The sequence below is a fragment of the Bhargavaea beijingensis genome, from assembly GCF_900101985.1.
In the GTDB taxonomy this organism is placed as follows: Bacteria; Bacillota; Bacilli; order Bacillales_A; family Planococcaceae; genus Bhargavaea; species Bhargavaea beijingensis.
In genome coordinates, this window is the sequence record NZ_FNAR01000016.1 from 42,031 (window position 1) to 57,783 (window position 15,753).

At 52.8% G+C, this 15,753-nt stretch carries 15 protein-coding genes and 1 riboswitch; of the genes, 1 reads left to right on the forward strand and 14 read right to left on the reverse strand.

The genetic code is table 11. The features are described from left to right. Positions 1–206: 206 nt before the first annotated feature. The gene (locus BLT01_RS11395; RefSeq protein WP_092097823.1) at positions 207–1,595 is read left to right on the forward strand and encodes an amino acid permease; all 1,389 of its coding nucleotides are present in this window, start codon (positions 207–209) and stop codon (positions 1,593–1,595) included. A 561-nt stretch (positions 1,596–2,156) separates the two neighbouring features. On the opposite strand, the gene sufB is transcribed toward BLT01_RS11395, so the two are convergent. The 14 genes from sufB to BLT01_RS11470 all read right to left on the reverse strand — a co-directional run bounded on the left by sufB (position 2,157) and on the right by BLT01_RS11470 (position 15,658). Beyond that, a complete protein-coding gene (gene sufB / locus BLT01_RS11400) occupies positions 2,157–3,554 on the reverse strand; it encodes a Fe-S cluster assembly protein SufB (protein WP_092097825.1) in 1,398 nt (465 codons plus the stop codon). Between the two features lie 14 nt (positions 3,555–3,568). After that, entirely contained in the window at positions 3,569–4,012 is a 444-nt protein-coding gene (gene sufU, locus BLT01_RS11405; RefSeq protein WP_092097828.1) for a Fe-S cluster assembly sulfur transfer protein SufU, read from the reverse strand. Continuing rightward, positions 3,999–5,231: a cysteine desulfurase gene (locus BLT01_RS11410; protein ID WP_092097831.1), complete on the reverse strand. Its 1,233-nt coding sequence runs from the start codon at positions 5,229–5,231 to the stop codon at positions 3,999–4,001. Before BLT01_RS11410 ends, sufU begins: the two co-directional genes overlap by 14 nt. Then, the gene (gene sufD / locus BLT01_RS11415) at positions 5,231–6,538 is read right to left on the reverse strand and encodes a Fe-S cluster assembly protein SufD (RefSeq protein WP_092097833.1); all 1,308 of its coding nucleotides are present in this window, start codon (positions 6,536–6,538) and stop codon (positions 5,231–5,233) included. The genes BLT01_RS11410 and sufD overlap by 1 nt, the downstream gene beginning before the upstream one ends. An 18-nt stretch (positions 6,539–6,556) precedes the next feature. Continuing rightward, complete coding sequence (gene sufC / locus BLT01_RS11420; protein WP_176765131.1) at positions 6,557–7,342, reverse strand: Fe-S cluster assembly ATPase SufC; 786 nt, start codon at positions 7,340–7,342, stop codon at positions 6,557–6,559. A 552-nt stretch (positions 7,343–7,894) separates the two neighbouring features. After that, positions 7,895–9,112, reverse strand: coding sequence for a dicarboxylate/amino acid:cation symporter (locus BLT01_RS11430; RefSeq protein ID WP_092097838.1), 1,218 nt, complete (start codon positions 9,110–9,112; stop codon positions 7,895–7,897). Between the two features lie 218 nt (positions 9,113–9,330). Beyond that, positions 9,331–10,188, reverse strand: coding sequence for a MetQ/NlpA family ABC transporter substrate-binding protein (locus tag BLT01_RS11435; RefSeq protein ID WP_092097839.1), 858 nt, complete (start codon positions 10,186–10,188; stop codon positions 9,331–9,333). A gap of 42 nt (positions 10,189–10,230) precedes the next feature. Further along, positions 10,231–10,899 carry a methionine ABC transporter permease gene (locus tag BLT01_RS11440; RefSeq protein WP_092097841.1) on the reverse strand — a complete coding sequence of 223 codons (669 nt, stop codon included), beginning with the start codon at positions 10,897–10,899 and terminating at the stop codon, positions 10,231–10,233. Beyond that, on the reverse strand, positions 10,892–11,917 hold the full coding sequence (locus BLT01_RS11445; protein WP_092097843.1) for a methionine ABC transporter ATP-binding protein: 1,026 nt from the start codon (positions 11,915–11,917) through the stop codon (positions 10,892–10,894). The genes BLT01_RS11440 and BLT01_RS11445 overlap by 8 nt, the downstream gene beginning before the upstream one ends. An 85-nt stretch (positions 11,918–12,002) precedes the next feature. After that, positions 12,003–12,111, reverse strand: a riboswitch (SAM riboswitch). Between the two features lie 76 nt (positions 12,112–12,187). Continuing rightward, positions 12,188–12,487 (reverse strand): thioredoxin family protein, encoded by a 300-nt coding sequence (locus BLT01_RS11450; RefSeq protein ID WP_092097845.1) that lies wholly within the window; start codon positions 12,485–12,487, stop codon positions 12,188–12,190. A 12-nt stretch (positions 12,488–12,499) separates the two neighbouring features. Then, on the reverse strand, positions 12,500–12,838 hold the full coding sequence (locus BLT01_RS11455) for a toprim domain-containing protein (protein WP_092097847.1): 339 nt from the start codon (positions 12,836–12,838) through the stop codon (positions 12,500–12,502). A gap of 129 nt (positions 12,839–12,967) precedes the next feature. Then, on the reverse strand, positions 12,968–13,348 hold the full coding sequence (gene gcvH / locus BLT01_RS11460) for a glycine cleavage system protein GcvH (protein WP_092097850.1): 381 nt from the start codon (positions 13,346–13,348) through the stop codon (positions 12,968–12,970). A gap of 72 nt (positions 13,349–13,420) precedes the next feature. Continuing rightward, positions 13,421–13,777, reverse strand: a complete 357-nt coding sequence (locus BLT01_RS11465) for an arsenate reductase family protein (protein WP_092097854.1) — start codon at positions 13,775–13,777, stop codon at positions 13,421–13,423. A 93-nt stretch (positions 13,778–13,870) separates the two neighbouring features. Further along, complete coding sequence (locus tag BLT01_RS11470) at positions 13,871–15,658, reverse strand: acyl-CoA dehydrogenase family protein (protein ID WP_092097857.1); 1,788 nt, start codon at positions 15,656–15,658, stop codon at positions 13,871–13,873. Between the last annotated feature and the right edge of the window lie 95 nt (positions 15,659–15,753).

A 15,753-nucleotide genomic window follows, 5' to 3' on the forward strand; every position in this document is an offset into this window, starting at 1 on the left:
AAAATATTATCTGAATATAGATAATCTCGATATTATTTATACTCAATCCGGAACGACGTTTCAGCATGAAAGGACTAGTCCTAACCCTCGTACTGAACTAGAGCGTTTCTTGATTAAGAACCATCTTTTAAAAATCGGACAAAGACGGGAAATTACGTTCTTATGTCCATTTTTTCTTTTTACTGGAGGTTTGGGAGGAGAAAATTATGCAGGAACAATCATTGGAACGAGGCTTAAAAAACAGGCACGTGCAATTGATCGCCATTGGGGGAGCAATCGGCACCGGTCTATTCCTTGGCGCAGGAAAGTCCATTCATCTGGCAGGACCGTCTATCCTGCTGTCCTATCTGATTACAGGGATCATTTTGTTCCTGATTATGCGAGCGCTCGGCGAACTCTTGATGAGCAATTTGGACTATCATTCTTTTGTCGACTTTGTAAAGGATTACTTCGGTGAAATGGCAGCGTTCATCACCGGATGGACCTATTGGTTCTGTTGGATCTGTATTGCCATGGCTGACCTGACTGCCATCGGAATTTATTCGCAGTATTGGTTTCCGGAAATTCCTCAATGGATGCCGGGGCTCATCGCTCTCGTCGTCTTGCTTTTCATGAATCTGGCGACCGTAAAACTTTTTGGTGAAATAGAATTTTGGTTTGCCCTGATCAAAATCATTGCGATTGTCGGGTTGATCGTAGTCGGCATTTTCATGATTATCAAAGGATTTACCACTGACGCAGGCACGGCCGCATTCTCAAATATCTGGAATAACGGCGGATTGTTCCCGAACGGCATCAGCGGCTTTATCCTCTCGTTCCAGATGGTGGTGTTCGCTTTTGTCGGGATTGAACTTGTCGGTCTCACAGCCGGTGAAACGGAAAACCCGGAAAAAGTCCTTCCCAAAGCGATTAACAGCATCCCCATCCGGATCCTCATTTTCTATATCGGCGCTCTGTTCGTCATCATGAGTGTCTATCCATGGGATGCCGTCGACCCTGCGGCAAGCCCATTCGTGCAAGTGTTTGTCGCCGTCGGGATTGCAGCGGCTGCCGCAATTGTCAATTTTGTCGTGCTGACATCGGCGGCCTCGGCTTGCAACAGTGCCATTTTCAGTACAAGCAGGATGCTTTATTCCCTTGCGAAGGAACAAGATGCACCGGAGCAGTTCGCGAAACTGGACCGGCGCAAAGTGCCGTCTCCCGCTTTGTTTTTCTCGGCGGGTGTGATCCTCATTTCCGTCATCTTGAACTACATCATACCTGAAGGCGTGTTCACTCTGATCACGAGCATTTCCACCGTCTGCTTTATTTTCATCTGGGGAATCACTGTTCTCAGTCATCTGAAATACCGTAAGACCAGGCCGGAATTGGCAAAGGCAAACAAATTCAAGATGCCGCTTTATCCGTTTGCCAACTATATGATCCTTGCTTTCCTCGCTTTTGTCCTGGTCGTGCTCGCTATTGCGGAAGATACCCGGATATCCCTGATGGTGACGCCTGCCTGGTTTATCCTGTTGGCCGTGATCTATAAAACGCGCATATCCAAGAAAATTAAAGTGGTCCATGTTGAGAAGCATGAATCAGTCAAATATTGAGATTCAGTGCTATCTGGACAAATAGATAAGACTGAGTTCGTACATATAAAACCGTTGCCAAAGTAATGGCAACGGTATCAGGCTGCAGACAAAGTGAGTATATGACTCCCTTGTCTGCAGTTTTTTCTTCTTCATAATATTCTCCGTATTTCCGCTGAGGGCTTTAACGCTTTTGAGCACAGAGCCGTTCTTCGTGACGGCGCCAGTACGGAAACTGGAGTCTGTGCGCATCGCAGAGCGTTGCGCAACACTAAAGCGGAGTGGTGTGCCACATCCCCGGGGTCTTCGGCTAACGCTTTTCCCGCAGGTGTCTCGGATTCTCTGCTTCACTCCGCCATTGGAACGCACGTTTTCCGGCACACCCACGCCGTCCTGCTCTCAGAAGCTGGAACAAGCATCAAGTATGTCAGTCGTCGGTTCGGACACCACTCAAAAAATTGAAAAGGGCGAACTCAAAAAAGTTCGCTCTTTACACCGATAAAAATGCGGCTTCAATTTTAAAGGGTTTCGAGGTAACTGCAGCACCCCGAAACCCCTTGCTGTATATGGTTTGACTAGCGATTAACCGATCGAACCTTCCATCTCAAACTTGATGAGGCGGTTCATTTCGACCGCGTATTCCATCGGAAGTTCTTTCGTGAACGGCTCGATGAAGCCCATGACGATCATTTCCGTCGCTTCTTCTTCCGAGATGCCGCGGCTCATGAGGTAGAAGAGCTGTTCTTCGGATACTTTCGAAACTTTCGCTTCGTGCTCGAGGGAGATATTGTCGTTCAGGATCTCGTTATATGGAATCGTGTCGGACGTGGACTGGTTGTCCATGATGAGCGTGTCGCACTCGATGTTGGAACGCGCGCCGGACGCCTTGCGGCCGAAGTGCACGATTCCACGGTACGAAACCTTGCCGCCCTGCTTCGAGATCGACTTCGAAACGATTGTCGAAGACGTGTTCGGGGCGAGGTGCATCATCTTCGCGCCTGCATCCTGATGCTGGCCTTTCCCTGCCAGTGCAATGGACAGCGTCATGCCGCGTGCGCCTTCGCCCTTCAGGATGACCGCAGGATACTTCATCGTCAGTTTCGAACCGATGTTGCCGTCAACCCATTCCATCGTCGCATTTTCTTCGGCGACTGCGCGCTTCGTGACGAGGTTGTAGACGTTGTTCGCCCAGTTTTGGATCGTCGTGTATCGGCAATAGGCGTCTTTCTTGATGATGATTTCAACAACCGCCGAGTGGAGGGAGTTCGTCGTGTAGACTGGCGCCGTGCAGCCTTCCACATAGTGGACGCTCGCCCCTTCGTCCACGACGATCAGAGTACGTTCGAACTGCCCCATATTTTCCGAGTTGATGCGGAAATACGCCTGAAGCGGCGTATCCACTTTCACACCCGGCGGGACATAGATGAATGAGCCGCCCGACCAAACAGCCGAGTTCAGTGCCGAGAACTTGTTGTCCGACGCCGGGATGACTGTTGCCCAGTACTTCTTGAAGAGCTCCTCGTTTTCACGGAGCGCGGAATCTGTGTCCTTGAACACGATGCCCAACTCTTCAAGGTCTTCCTTCATGTTGTGATAAACAACTTCGGATTCGTACTGCGCCGATACACCGGCAAGGTACTTTTGTTCCGCTTCCGGAATTCCGAGCTTGTCAAATGTACGCTTGATCTCTTCAGGAACTTCATCCCAGGAGCGCTCAGTCGCTTCCGACGGCTTGACATAGTACGTGATCTCATCGAAGTTCAGCTCGCTGAGATCGCCGCCCCACATCGGCATCGGCTTTTTGTAGAAAATATCGAGTGCCTTCAGGCGGAAGTCGAGCATCCACTGGGGCTCTTCTTTCATCCTGGAGATTTCTTCGACAATTTCTTTTGTCAGACCGCGCTTCGAACGGAAAACCGATACGTCTTTGTCGTGGAAGCCGTATTTATAATCGCCGATTTCCGGCATGTTTTTAGCCATTACTGTTCCTCCGTTCAGTTTGGATTGACGTCGTCGCCGACGCCTTTTTCCATTGCCTTCCAAGCAAGGGTGGCGCACTTGATGCGGGCCGGGAACTGGGAGACGCCGGAAAGCGCCTCGATATCCCCGAGATCCAGACTATCGTCCAGGTCTTTGCCGAGCATCATGTCGGAAAACGACTTGGACATCTTCACTGCGTCGCCGACGGATTTGCCCTTGATCGCCTGCGTCATCATCGACGCGGATGCCATCGAGATCGAGCACCCTTCGCCATCGAACTTTGCGTCCTTCACGATTCCGTCTTCCACCTGCATCGTCAGGTGGATCCGGTCTCCGCAAGTCGGGTTGTTCATGTCGATGGTGAGGCCGCCGTCGGACAGCTCCCCCTTGTTGCGTGGATTTTTATAGTGGTCCATGATGACCCGCCTGTACAGCTGGTCGAGATTAATGGATGACATCTGAGAAATACTCCTTTGCAATGCGGAGCCCATCAGCGAGGCGGTCGACATCTTCTTCCGTGTTGTACACGTAGAAGCTTGCCCGCGCCGTCGCGGTCGCATCCAGGCGCTTCATGAGCGGCTGGGCGCAGTGATGGCCGGCACGCACGGCGATCCCGTTCATATCAAGAACCGTCGCGACGTCATGCGGATGCACTCCGTCGAGATTGAAAGTCACGATGCCGGCACGGAGATCCGGGTCGGCAGGACCGTAGATCGTGAGCCCATCGATTTCCGACATCTTTTCCATGGCATAAGCTGCAAGATGCTTTTCATGGCGGTCAATGTTGTCGAGGCCGATCTCCTGCAGAAAATCGATGGCCGCCCCGAGTCCGATGGCGCCGGCGATGATCGGCGTGCCGCCTTCGAATTTCCACGGAAGCTCTTTCCATGTTGATTCATAAAGGCCGACAAAGTCGATCATTTCGCCGCCGAATTCCACCGGCTCCATGTCTTCAAGAAGCGCCTTTTTGCCGTACAGGACCCCGATACCCGTCGGAGCGCACATTTTGTGGCCCGAAAAAGCGAAGAAGTCGCAATCCAGGTCCTGTACATCAACCTTCAGGTGAGGCGCGGCCTGTGCGCCGTCCACCACCATCACCGCCCCGTGCTGGTGGGCGATTTCCGCAATCTCCTTGATCGGGTTTTTCGTGCCCAGCACGTTTGAGACATACATGACCGAGACGATTTTCGTCTTGTCGGTGATCGTCTCCCGCACTTTATCGAGCGAGAGGGTCCCGTCATCTTCGAGGTCGACATATTTTAGTGTCGCACCCGTTTCCTTGGCCAGTTGCTGCCACGGAATGATGTTGGAGTGATGCTCCATCATCGTGATGACGATTTCGTCCCCTTCCGACACGTTCGCCCGCCCGTAGCTTTGGGCGACGAGGTTGATCGAGGTTGTCGTTCCTCGGGTGAAGATCACTTCCTGGACCGACGATGCGTTGATGAAGTCCGCGACTTTCTGACGCGCGCCTTCATATTCATCGGTCGCCCGGTTGCCCAGTGTATGGACACCGCGGTGGACGTTGGAGTTATCGTTTTCGTAGTAGCGTTTGACCGCTTCAATCACGACATCCGGCTTCTGGGAAGTGGCCGCGCTGTCGAGATAGACGAGCGGATGGCCGTTTACTTCCTGGTCGAGGATCGGGAAGCGTTTTTTGATCTCTGTAGTGATCATCAGCGCACTTTCCTTTCAATAACCTCCGACAATTGTTTCTTGACGCCTTCAATCGGAAGTTGGGAGACGACAGGCGCCAGGAAACCATGGACAATCAGGCGCTCCGCTTCAACGCGCGAAATCCCGCGGCTCATCAGGTAATAGAGCTGCAGCGGATCGACACGGCCCACGGAAGCCGCATGGCCGGCCGTCACATCGTCCTCATCGATCAGAAGGATCGGGTTTGCGTCGCCACGGGCCTTTTCGCTCAGCATGAGAACGCGTGATTCCTGAACGGCATCCGACTTCGATGCACCGTGCTCAATCTTTCCGATTCCGTTGAAAATCGTTGACGCCTCATCCTTCATGACGCCGTGCTGGAGGATGAATCCTTCCGCGCCCTTGCCCCAGTGCACAGTCTTCGCTGTGACGTTCTGTTTTTGCGTTCCGCGTCCGACCAGGACAGATTTGGAGTGGCTGACCGAACCGTCGCCCACGAGGTGGGTCACGTTCTCATAGATTGTATCGCAGTCGTTCATCAGACCGAGCGCCCATTCGATTGTAGCGTCACGGCCGGCGACCCCGCGGCGGTTGATGTAGGAAGTAAATCCTTCAGCAAGCACGTCAACCGCGCCGTATGTGATTTTCGCGCCATCTTTCGCGATGACCTCGGAGATGATGTTGGCAAGCCCTTTCGAGTCTTTTGAAAGCGACAGGTAGTTCTCAACATACGTCAATGCGCTGTTTTCTTCAGCCACGATAATTGCATGGTTGAAGAGGGAAACCTCTTCGCCTTCGTGCAGGAACAGGACTTGTACCGGCTCTTTGACTTCAACGCCTTTCGGCACATAGACGAAGACGCCACCGTTCATGAATGCGGCATGCAGAGCCGTGAGTTTGTGCTCGTCAACTTTGACTGCATCGTCCATGAAGTATTTCTGCACCAGGTCGGAATGCTCGCGCGCAGCCGTGAAGATATCGGTCAGGATCACGCCCTGCTCTTTCAGTTCGTCCGACAGCTTGAGGTAGGCCGGCGTATTATTCCGCTGGACATAGATGTTTTTCTGGTTCTCGATATCGATGAGCGCACGCGCTTCTTGCGGAAGCTCCGCAAGACCCGTCAGCGGCTCGTCATGCACTGCATGTACCGGAAACTCGGTGAAGTTCCAGTTATGGATCTTTGTCTTGTCCGGTTTCGGCAGCTGGAGTGTTTCAGCAAGTTGATAGGCTTCGGAGCGCTTTGCCGCGAGCCATTCAGGTTCACGGTTCGATTCCGAATAGGAACGCACGTCCTCGCCGGTCAATGCCAATTTCATTTCAACCGTCATTTCGTTTGTCCCCTTCCGTTAAGCTTCTTGTCCGACAGTTTCATCTTCGATGCCGAGTTCTTCCTTGATCCAGTCATAGCCCTGTGCCTCGAGCTTCTGGGCAAGTTCCGGACCGCCGGATTTGACGACACGGCCCTGCATCATGACATGGACATGATCCGGCGTGATGTAGTTTAGGAGACGCTGGTAGTGGGTAATGATCAGGCAGCCGAAGTTTTCCCCGCGCATTTCGTTAACGCCTTTGGAGACGACTTTCAGCGCATCGATGTCGAGACCGGAGTCGATTTCATCAAGGATGGCGAATTTAGGCTTCAGCATCATGAGCTGAAGGATCTCATTGCGCTTTTTCTCACCGCCCGAAAAACCTTCGTTCAGGTAGCGCTGTGCCATTTCCTGATCCATTTCAAGTGTTTCCATCTTGCTGTCCAGCTCGCGGATGAATTTCATAAGCGAGATTTCCTCGCCTTCTTCACGCTGCGAGTTGATGGCGGAACGGAGGAAGTCGGCATTGGTCACGCCGGAGATTTCACTCGGGTACTGCATGGCAAGGAAGAGGCCCGCTTTGGCCCGCTCGTCCACTTCCATTTCAAGGACGTCTTCGCCGTCAAGTGTGACTGTACCTGCAGTGACTACATATTTGGGATGCCCCATGATGGCCGATGCGAGCGTGGATTTACCCGTCCCGTTCGGTCCCATGACAGCATGGATTTCATTTGTATTGATTGTCAGGTCGACGCCCTTCAGGATTTCTTTGCCTTCAATTTCGACGTGCAGACCTTTGATTTCGAGAGTAGACATCCGAATACCTCCAGTATGGTATGGCAATGCCATCCTTATTTATCATCATTCTAATCTTAACTGAAAGCGGGGGCGCATGCAAATCATTTAGACAGGTTCTGCGGAACTCCCCAATAATCGCAGAAAGCCTATTATTCATAGGTTCCTTGGACGGGTCATCACTTATTGAAAGCCATTTTCAATTATCAGCTGCCGATTGAGAATGGAAATCAGGTTAACAAAAGGACCGCCGCTGAAAGCGCCGGTCCTTTTGCACGGGTTCATTATTGATCAGTCATTGTCGTTGGTGGTGGCTTCCCGTCTCCGGCCTCATACCGAAGCTTTGGCTAAGGGCGTATTCCCGCTCCCTCTGTTTTTCCACTTTCAGTTGCAGCCTCGGATTCATGCGGTAATCTTCATAGCCGATGCCGTGTGCACTCCGGAAACATTGTGCCATCCTATCCGTATACTCGAGCCTCATGGGGTCGATAATGAACCATTCCTTTCGATATTGCCGGCCTTAGCCGGTTTGGTTTCCCTTTTAGTGTACCCGATATGGGAACGCCCAAACAGGAAAAATCAGACGGTTTTCGTTCCTGCAGGTGTTGCAGGAGTTGTGTCAGTCGAAGTTGCAAAGCGGTCGGTGATGATGGCGAGCGCGCCGTCGCCTGTGACGTTCGTCGCTGTGCCGAAGCTGTCTTGCGCCATGTAGAGGGCAATCATCAGCGCAATCATCGGCTCGGTAAAGCCGAGCATCGATGAAAGGAGTCCGAGCGCCGCCATGACCGCACCGCCCGGTACGCCGGGTGCGGCAATCATGGTTACACCCAGAACGGCGATGAATTGGATCATCGGGCCGATGGATACAGGCATACCGTTCATGAGCATGACACCGATTGCACAGGTTGTCAGTGTGATGGTACTTCCCGACAAATGGATGTTGGCAAACAACGGCACAGTGAAATTGACCACTTTATCGGAAGCGCCTGTTTTGCGTGCCTGGCGGACTGTCACCGGGATTGTCGCCGCAGACGACTGGGTGCCGAGCGCCGTGAAGTACGCCGGTGCCATGATTTTTAAAAGGCTGAACGGATTGCGATGTGTCAGTGCACCCGCTGCAGTGTACTGGATGAGCAGCATGAACAGATGCATGGCGATGATCAGCACGAACACCATGGCAAACACCGAGAGGACGCTCGCCACCTGCCCGGCATAAGTCATATTGAGAAAGACGCCAAAGATGTGGAACGGAAGCAGCGGAATGATGACGCTGCTGATCGTCTTCTCGATCAGTTGCTGAAATTCATCAAAAACAGAGAGCAGTGTCTTGCTGCCCGTAGCAGCCATCCCGATTCCCATCAGGAATGCGAAAATCAGGGCTGTAAGGACTCCCATGACCGGCTCGATTTCAAGCTCAAAAAGTGCCGAAGCCAATGCTTCCGACGGATCACTGATCTGCTCGGCTGCCGGGTTTCCGATCAGTCCGGGAAGAAGGTTTGAAGCGACGAAAAACGCCAGTATCCCGGCCGCGATAGTGGAAAGGTAGGCCAAGCCCGTCGACAATCCAAGCATCTTGGCAGACCCTTTTCCGAGTTTGGCGATGCCGGGTGCGATAAATCCGATGATGATCAGCGGAACAACGAAACTGAGGAATCCGCCGAACAGCATATTAAATGTTGCTCCGAGCTCTACGAACCAGAGCCCGTACTTTTCCGGGATCTTGGTGAGAAGCGAGCCGATACCGACCGCCAGCGCAATGGCAATGACGATCCGGCCCAGCAGGCCGATTTTCTTCATGATAGATGTTCCCCCTAAAAAGACAGTTGTTTTTTTGATGTGACCACTTTACCACACTCCCCCATCGGTTAGAAGGCTTGGCCACATATTCAGAATACATTGTCTTGTTAGCGGATACAACAGGAAATGACAGACAGGCATAAAAAGGCCGCCGCCCCGGGATTCCAGTTCGGATTCCCGGCAGCAGCGGCCTCGTGGGTGCTGATTTCTTCTAAAGATTATTTTTCGTCAACCGGCACGACAGAGCCGTCCCATTCTTCGACGATGAAGTCTTGGATTTCTTTGGAGCGGAGTACGTCTACAAGTGCCTTGATTTCCCCTTTTTCTTCATCGCCGCTTCGGACAGCAATCACATTGACATAAGGAGATTCGGAATCTTCGAGTGCAATCGCATCTTCAAGCGGGTTGAGTCCTGCATCAATTGCATAATTGGAGTTGATGAGGATTGCATCCCCTTCATCCTGGTTGTAGAGCTGCGGGAGGAAGGACGCTTCATAATCTGCGTCAAATTTAAGGTTTTTCGGATTTTCTGCAATATCCTTGACCTCTGCTTTGGTCTTGTCGACTCCCTCATCAAGTTTGATGAGGCCCTGGGCTTCCAGCATGGAAAGGATCCGGCCGTGGTCCGCGACCGAATTGCTCATCAGGATCGTCGCACCGTCAGGCAGATCTTCAAGGGATTTGTACTTTTTGGAATAAATGCCGATCGGTTCGATGTGGATGCCGCCAGCATTGACGAAGTCATAACCATGGTCAGCCATCTGTGATTCAAGGTAAGGGATGTGTTGGAAGTAGTTCGCATCAATCTCTTTTGATTCCAGGTCCTCGTTCGGAAGTACGTAATCCTGATAGGTCTCAATTTTCAACTCGATGCCTTTTTCCTCAAGAAGCGGCTTTGCTTCTTCCAGAATGAGGGCATGCGGTACGTTGGAGGCACCGACAACGAGTTCTTTTGCCTCTCCACCGCCTTCTCCAGCCTCTGATGAACCGGAAGTAGCGTTATCCCCGCCGGTACCGCACGCGGCGAGAGCGAGTGTGCCTGTTGCCAAAAGTAGTCCTGCTGCAAATTTCTTCATGATCATTTCCCCCTTAGATGTTTTGATACACGATGTGCAATATCAGCGCTTGTCCACCCGTTTGACCAGAATGTCCCCAATCCACTGGATCGCGAAGACGATGATGAGGATCAGGATGGTGGCAACGAGTGTGACATCAGTCCGGCTTCTCTGGAAACCGTCAAGATAAGCGAGGTTCCCCAGTCCGCCGGCCCCGATGATGCCGGCCATCGCCGTGTAACCGACAAGCGCGATGGCCGTTACAGTAATACCTGAAATCAGTGCCGGCATGGATTCCGGCAAGAGGACTTTGCGGATGATCGTCCATGTAGTGGCTCCCATCGACCGGGCCGCCTCGATCACACCCTTATCGATTTCAGCCAGGGCAATCTGGACCATCCGTGCGTAAAACGGAGCGGATCCGATGATCAGTGCAGGCAGTGCCGCGTTGGGCCCCCGAATTGAGCCGAGCAGCAGCTTCGTAAGCGGGATCAGCAAAATTATCAGGATGATGAACGGAATCGAGCGGAAGATGTTGACAAATGCCGCCGTGATCAGATTCGAAATCCGGTTCTGGTAAATCCCCTTTGGTCCCGTCAGGAAAAGAAGGATGCCGAGTACAAGCCCGATCAGAAAGGTGAACAATGTGGCGACCGCCGTCATATAAAGCGTCTCAAGCGTCGCCTCCCACATTTTCTCCCAGTCCACATTCGGAAACAGCTGTTCAATCACGATCAATCACCTCTGTTTCCACGTCTTTGGAGTGCAGGAATTCCACTGCCTCTGCAACCGCCTGATCCTCTCCCACCAGATTCAGGATGATGGAGCCGAATGTCCCGCCATGTGTCTGCGAGACATTGGCCTGCAGGATGTTCACATCGATGTCGAATGTGCGGATAAGACGGGCAAGCACCGGCTCCCCTGTCCGCTCGCCGACAAAACCGAGACGGATCAGTGTACCATCCGGGTTTTCCCGGATCAGCTGGCTGATCGCCTGTTTGGCATCCTGCGATTCGGTCACCTGTGAAACGAACCGCTTCGTGATCGGCTGTTGCGGCGATCGGAACACCTGGAGCACATCGCCCATCTCGACGACGCGCCCCGCCTCCATAACGGCAACCCGATGGCAGATTTTCCTAATCACGTGCATTTCGTGTGTAATGAGGACGATTGTCAGGTTGAGTCTTTTATTGATGTCCGTCAGGAGATCGAGGATCGAATCGGTCGTCTCCGGGTCCAGCGCTGAAGTGGCTTCGTCGCATAGAAGGACATCCGGTTCATTGGCAAGCGCCCGCGCGATCCCGACGCGCTGCTTCTGTCCGCCCGATAGCTCGGAAGGGTAAGCATCTTCCCTTCCTTCCAGGCCGACCAGGCGCACGAGCTCACGTACCCTCGGTTCCCGCTCCGCCTTGTTCACACCGGCAATTTCCAGCGGGAAAGCGATATTCTCCGCAACCGTGCGGGACCATAGCAGGTTAAAGTGCTGGAAGATCATGCTGACTTTCTGGCGCGCCTTCCTGAGATCTGCTCCGGAGATCGACGACATCTCCATGCCGTTTACCGTCACCCGGCCGGCCGTCGGCTTTTCCAGGCCGTTCAGCATCCGGATCAGCGTACTTTTTCCGGCACCGCTGTAGCCGATGATTCCGAATATCTCGCCTTCCAGGATCTCGAGGTCGACTTCGTCGACGGCATTGAGTGTCCGATTGGATAGGCGGAATTGCTTGGTCAGTTGTTCTAGCTTAATCATTTGGTCACCTCTGCATTAAAAAGACCCGTCCGCGTAAAGGCAGACAGGTCGCGCAACCGATTCCGTTTTCCGGTCGGAGCATTTCCTCTCATCTGCCAAAGCGCTTGCGCTTTGAGTGATTTGGCACCATTTCACGTTTCCGTGACGGTTGCCGGGCTTCATCGGGCACGTCCCTCCGCCTCTCTCAATAAGAGTATTCCGTATTCGTTTATGTTCATCCTCGGAGCGGATGACTGATGCATGAAACTATATCACAGCGACCTTTTTGCGTCAACTTAATTTTTCATACAGGTGCGGAACCGACCGGAAGGCGTAGATTTTTTCCACCGGCCGGCCTTCTTTTGCGACCAGGAGGCATGGCACGCTTTCCACCCCATACTTGGCGGCCACCTCCTCGTGATAATTAAGATCCGCCTTGCCGAGGCTGATTTCGGGGAGCAGCTTTTCCACAACGTCCATCATCTTCGATGCGACCTGGCACGTCCCGCAAAGGGGAGTATAGAGATAAAAAGCGGCTGTGGCCGAGTTCTTTGATGCTTCTTCAAATTGCTGCAGATTCCATTCTTCCACCTTGCTCATCCTTTACAGCAGAAATTCGGTCTTGATCTCGATGTTTGCCGATAGCAGTTCCTCAGCCAGCACCCGGAGCGGCGTGGTCGCAACTTCCCGGTAGACCCGGTCCGTATAAAGATGACGGGCTTCCGGATACTCCCTCCTGAGGAGCGCGCGCAGCTTCTCCCCGGAACGGTCCGCATCAAAAAACGCGAAGATATCCGCGCCCTCATAAGGTTCAAGAAGTTCTTCTATCCTTGTCGGGCTTGCCGTCCCGTTTGTACAGATGATGTCCACCGGCTCATCCAGTAGCGGTGCAAGGCGTTTCCTGTCTGAGCTGCCTTCGACGATGATCACTTTGTCGGTCATCCTGATCCCTCCGCGAGCACACCGTTTAATATCGGGCCGCATCCGGAACAGGCGCCGATTCCGGTCGCGGTCCTTTGTATTAGAAGATGCAAAAAACGCCGGAAGATGCCGGCGTTTCCTGAATGCAGGTCAGCCCTGCGTCATTTGATCGTATTGTTCGGCGGACATGAGCTTGTCGATTTCGGAAGAATCAGAAGGTTCAACGATGACCATCCATGCCTTTTCATAAGGGGATTCATTCACGAATTCAGGATTGTCCTCCAGCTCTTCGTTTACTTCCACCACTGTGCCGCTGATTGGTGCATACAGCTCGGAAACCGTCTTCACGGATTCAACACTGCCGAAAGGCTCGTCCGCTTTGATTTCTGCGCCGACTTCCGGCAGCTCGACAAATACGATGTCGCCGAGTTCAGCTTGTGCGAAGTGTGTGATCCCGATTCGCGCCTTGCCGTCTTCCGTCTTAACCCATTCGTGTTCTTCGGAATAGCGAAGTTCTGTTGGTGTGCTCATTCTGACCCCTCCAGCAAAAAATTATCCACCCATTTCAGTTTGCCATACGGCGGCAGGAAACTCAATAGTCGCTTAACTCCACGCGGATTCAAATTCCGCTTCACGGAATCCGACGGTTGCCTTTTCGCCATCGTAGACGATCGGACGCTTGATAAGCATCCCGTCCGAAGCGAGAAGACGGATTTGTTCGTCTTCCGACATTTCCGGCAGACGGTCCTTGAGTCCATTTTCGCGATAGACTTTTCCGCTTGTGTTGAAGAACTTCTTCAGATCAAGACCGCTTCCCGAGATGATTTCCCGGAGCTGTTCCTCCGATGGCGGGGCTTCTTTGATATCAAATTCATCATAGGTCACACCGTGCTCATCCAGCCACTTTTTTGCCTTGCGGCAAGTGGTGCATTTGGGGTATCCGTAATAGGTGACTGCCATAACCTTGCCTCCCTGCTTCTTATCTTGGGACAAGTATAACAAAAAGAAAGCCCGTTCTGCTTGAAGCAGGCCGGGCATTTCGGGATAACCGGTTCAGACTGTGTATTTCATGGCTTCGTTTAGTTTGTCAGCCGCTTCGCGCTTCAGAGGGATCAGGTTCTTCGGCGTGTAACGGGTGAGCTTACGGAGTGCGGACAGCATCATGCGCTGGTTGTCTCCCTCGACAGAAGCGATGAGCACTTCTTTTGCTTCCTGTTCGATGCGCTGCATCGCTTCCTGGCAGAAGACTTCTGTGTAGAGGACCTTCTGGCGGGATTTTTCTTCCCCTTCACGGCGGATCGCCTTCTCCGAACGGAGCAGAGCGGATTCCATGGCAAAGACGTCATTCGCGATATTGGCGATGTTGACGAGCACTTCCTGCTCTTCTTCGAGTTTGGTGCCAAATCGCTGGGCGGCCATGCCGGCAGCAAGGAGACCAATTTTCTTCGCGTTCTTCACGAGGATCTTCTCCTGTGCAAGCGCTTCGTCGCCCGGTTCTTCCGGCATCATCATCAGCAGCTCTTCCTGAAGCGACTGGGCCTTCTGGAGAAGCGGAAGCTCCCCTTTCATCGCTTTTTTCAGGAACGTGCCCGGCACGAGCAGACGGTTGATCTCGTTCGTGCCTTCGAAGATCCGGTTGATGCGGGAGTCGCGGTAAGCGCGTTCGACTTCATACTCCTGCATGTAGCCGTAACCGCCGTGCAGTTGGACAGCCTCATCAACGACATGGTCAAGCGTTTCGGATCCGACGACTTTGTTGATGGAACATTCGATGGCATATTCCGCGATGGCCTCTGCAATTTTGCGGCCGTCCTTTTGCTCTTCTTCGCTCAACTGTCCCATGCGGTCGTCAAAGTAGCCGACCGTTCGGTAGATCAGGCTTTCCGTTGCATACAATTCGGATGCAAGTGTTGCGATCTTTTCTTTGGTCAGATTGAAGGATGCGATGCTGCGCTTAAACTGCTGGCGCTCATTTGTATATTTGATGGCAAGCTCAAGCGCGCGCTTGGAACCGCCGACACCGCCGACACCAAGCTTATAGCGCCCGATGTTCAGGATGTTGAATGCAATCACATGGCCGCGGCCCTTTTCGCCGAGCAGGTTTTCCACAGGCACTTCCGCATCCTCAAGGATCAATGTGCGTGTCGAAGAAGACTTGATCCCCATCTTCTTTTCTTCCGCACCGACGGATACGCCCGGATAATCTTTCTCGACGATGAAGGCGGTAAAGTGTTCGCCGTCGATTTTGGCATAGACGACGAAGACATCCGCAAATCCGGAGTTCGTGATCCACTGTTTTTCACCGTTGAGGATATAGTGTGTTCCCGCTTCGTTGAGCTTGGCTGTCGTACGCGCGCCGAGTGCGTCTGATCCGGACCCCGGCTCGGTCAGTGCGTATGCGAAGATTTTTTCAGCCGTCACCGAGACCGGCAGGTATTTGCGCTTCTGCTCTTCGTTGCCGAAAAGAACAATCGGAAGCGTACCGATGCCGACATGGGCGCCATGGGTGATGGAGAAACCGCCGGCGACGGACATTTTTTCGGTAATCAGCGCCGACGAAATTTTATCCAGCCCGAATCCGTCATATTCCTCCGGTATATCGGCTCCGAGAAGGCCGAGTTCACCTGCCGATTTCAGAAGGCGCACAGAGTTTTCGAATTCATGGTTTTCCAGCTTATCGATGACCGCAAGCACTTCGTTTTTGACATACTCCTCCGTTGTCTTTGCAATCATCTTATGCTCTTCCGTGAAGTCCTCCGGCGTGAACACCTGATCCGCGTCGATGTCTTCGATGAGAAATGCGCCGCCTTTGATGAGCGCCTTGTCTTTTGTTTCAGCCATATTCGTTTCCTCCCTGTTTTTTATGGTTTTTTTCCTTTTGTATCAGCCGGTACGGGCCCGGGTCATAAGTCGTCCCGCTCCGTGAGGCAGGCCTC

Bases quoted from the DNA above. Each gene is read 5' to 3' on its own strand.
- BLT01_RS11395 (WP_092097823.1), top strand. From the start codon at position 207: ATGCAGGAACAATCATTGGAACGAGGCTTAAAAAACAGGCACGTGCAA.
- sufB (WP_092097825.1), bottom strand. From the start codon at position 3,554: ATGGCTAAAAACATGCCGGAAATCGGCGATTATAAATACGGCTTCCAC.
- sufU (WP_092097828.1), bottom strand. From the start codon at position 4,012: ATGTCATCCATTAATCTCGACCAGCTGTACAGGCGGGTCATCATGGAC.
- BLT01_RS11410 (WP_092097831.1), bottom strand. From the start codon at position 5,231: ATGATCACTACAGAGATCAAAAAACGCTTCCCGATCCTCGACCAGGAA.
- sufD (WP_092097833.1), bottom strand. From the start codon at position 6,538: ATGACGGTTGAAATGAAATTGGCATTGACCGGCGAGGACGTGCGTTCC.
- BLT01_RS11430 (WP_092097838.1), bottom strand. From the start codon at position 9,112: ATGAAGAAAATCGGCCTGCTGGGCCGGATCGTCATTGCCATTGCGCTG.
- BLT01_RS11435 (WP_092097839.1), bottom strand. From the start codon at position 10,188: ATGAAGAAATTTGCAGCAGGACTACTTTTGGCAACAGGCACACTCGCT.
- BLT01_RS11445 (WP_092097843.1), bottom strand. From the start codon at position 11,917: ATGATTAAGCTAGAACAACTGACCAAGCAATTCCGCCTATCCAATCGG.
- BLT01_RS11455 (WP_092097847.1), bottom strand. From the start codon at position 12,838: ATGACCGACAAAGTGATCATCGTCGAAGGCAGCTCAGACAGGAAACGC.
- gcvH (WP_092097850.1), bottom strand. From the start codon at position 13,348: ATGAGCACACCAACAGAACTTCGCTATTCCGAAGAACACGAATGGGTT.
- BLT01_RS11465 (WP_092097854.1), bottom strand. From the start codon at position 13,777: ATGGCAGTCACCTATTACGGATACCCCAAATGCACCACTTGCCGCAAG.
- BLT01_RS11470 (WP_092097857.1), bottom strand. From the start codon at position 15,658: ATGGCTGAAACAAAAGACAAGGCGCTCATCAAAGGCGGCGCATTTCTC.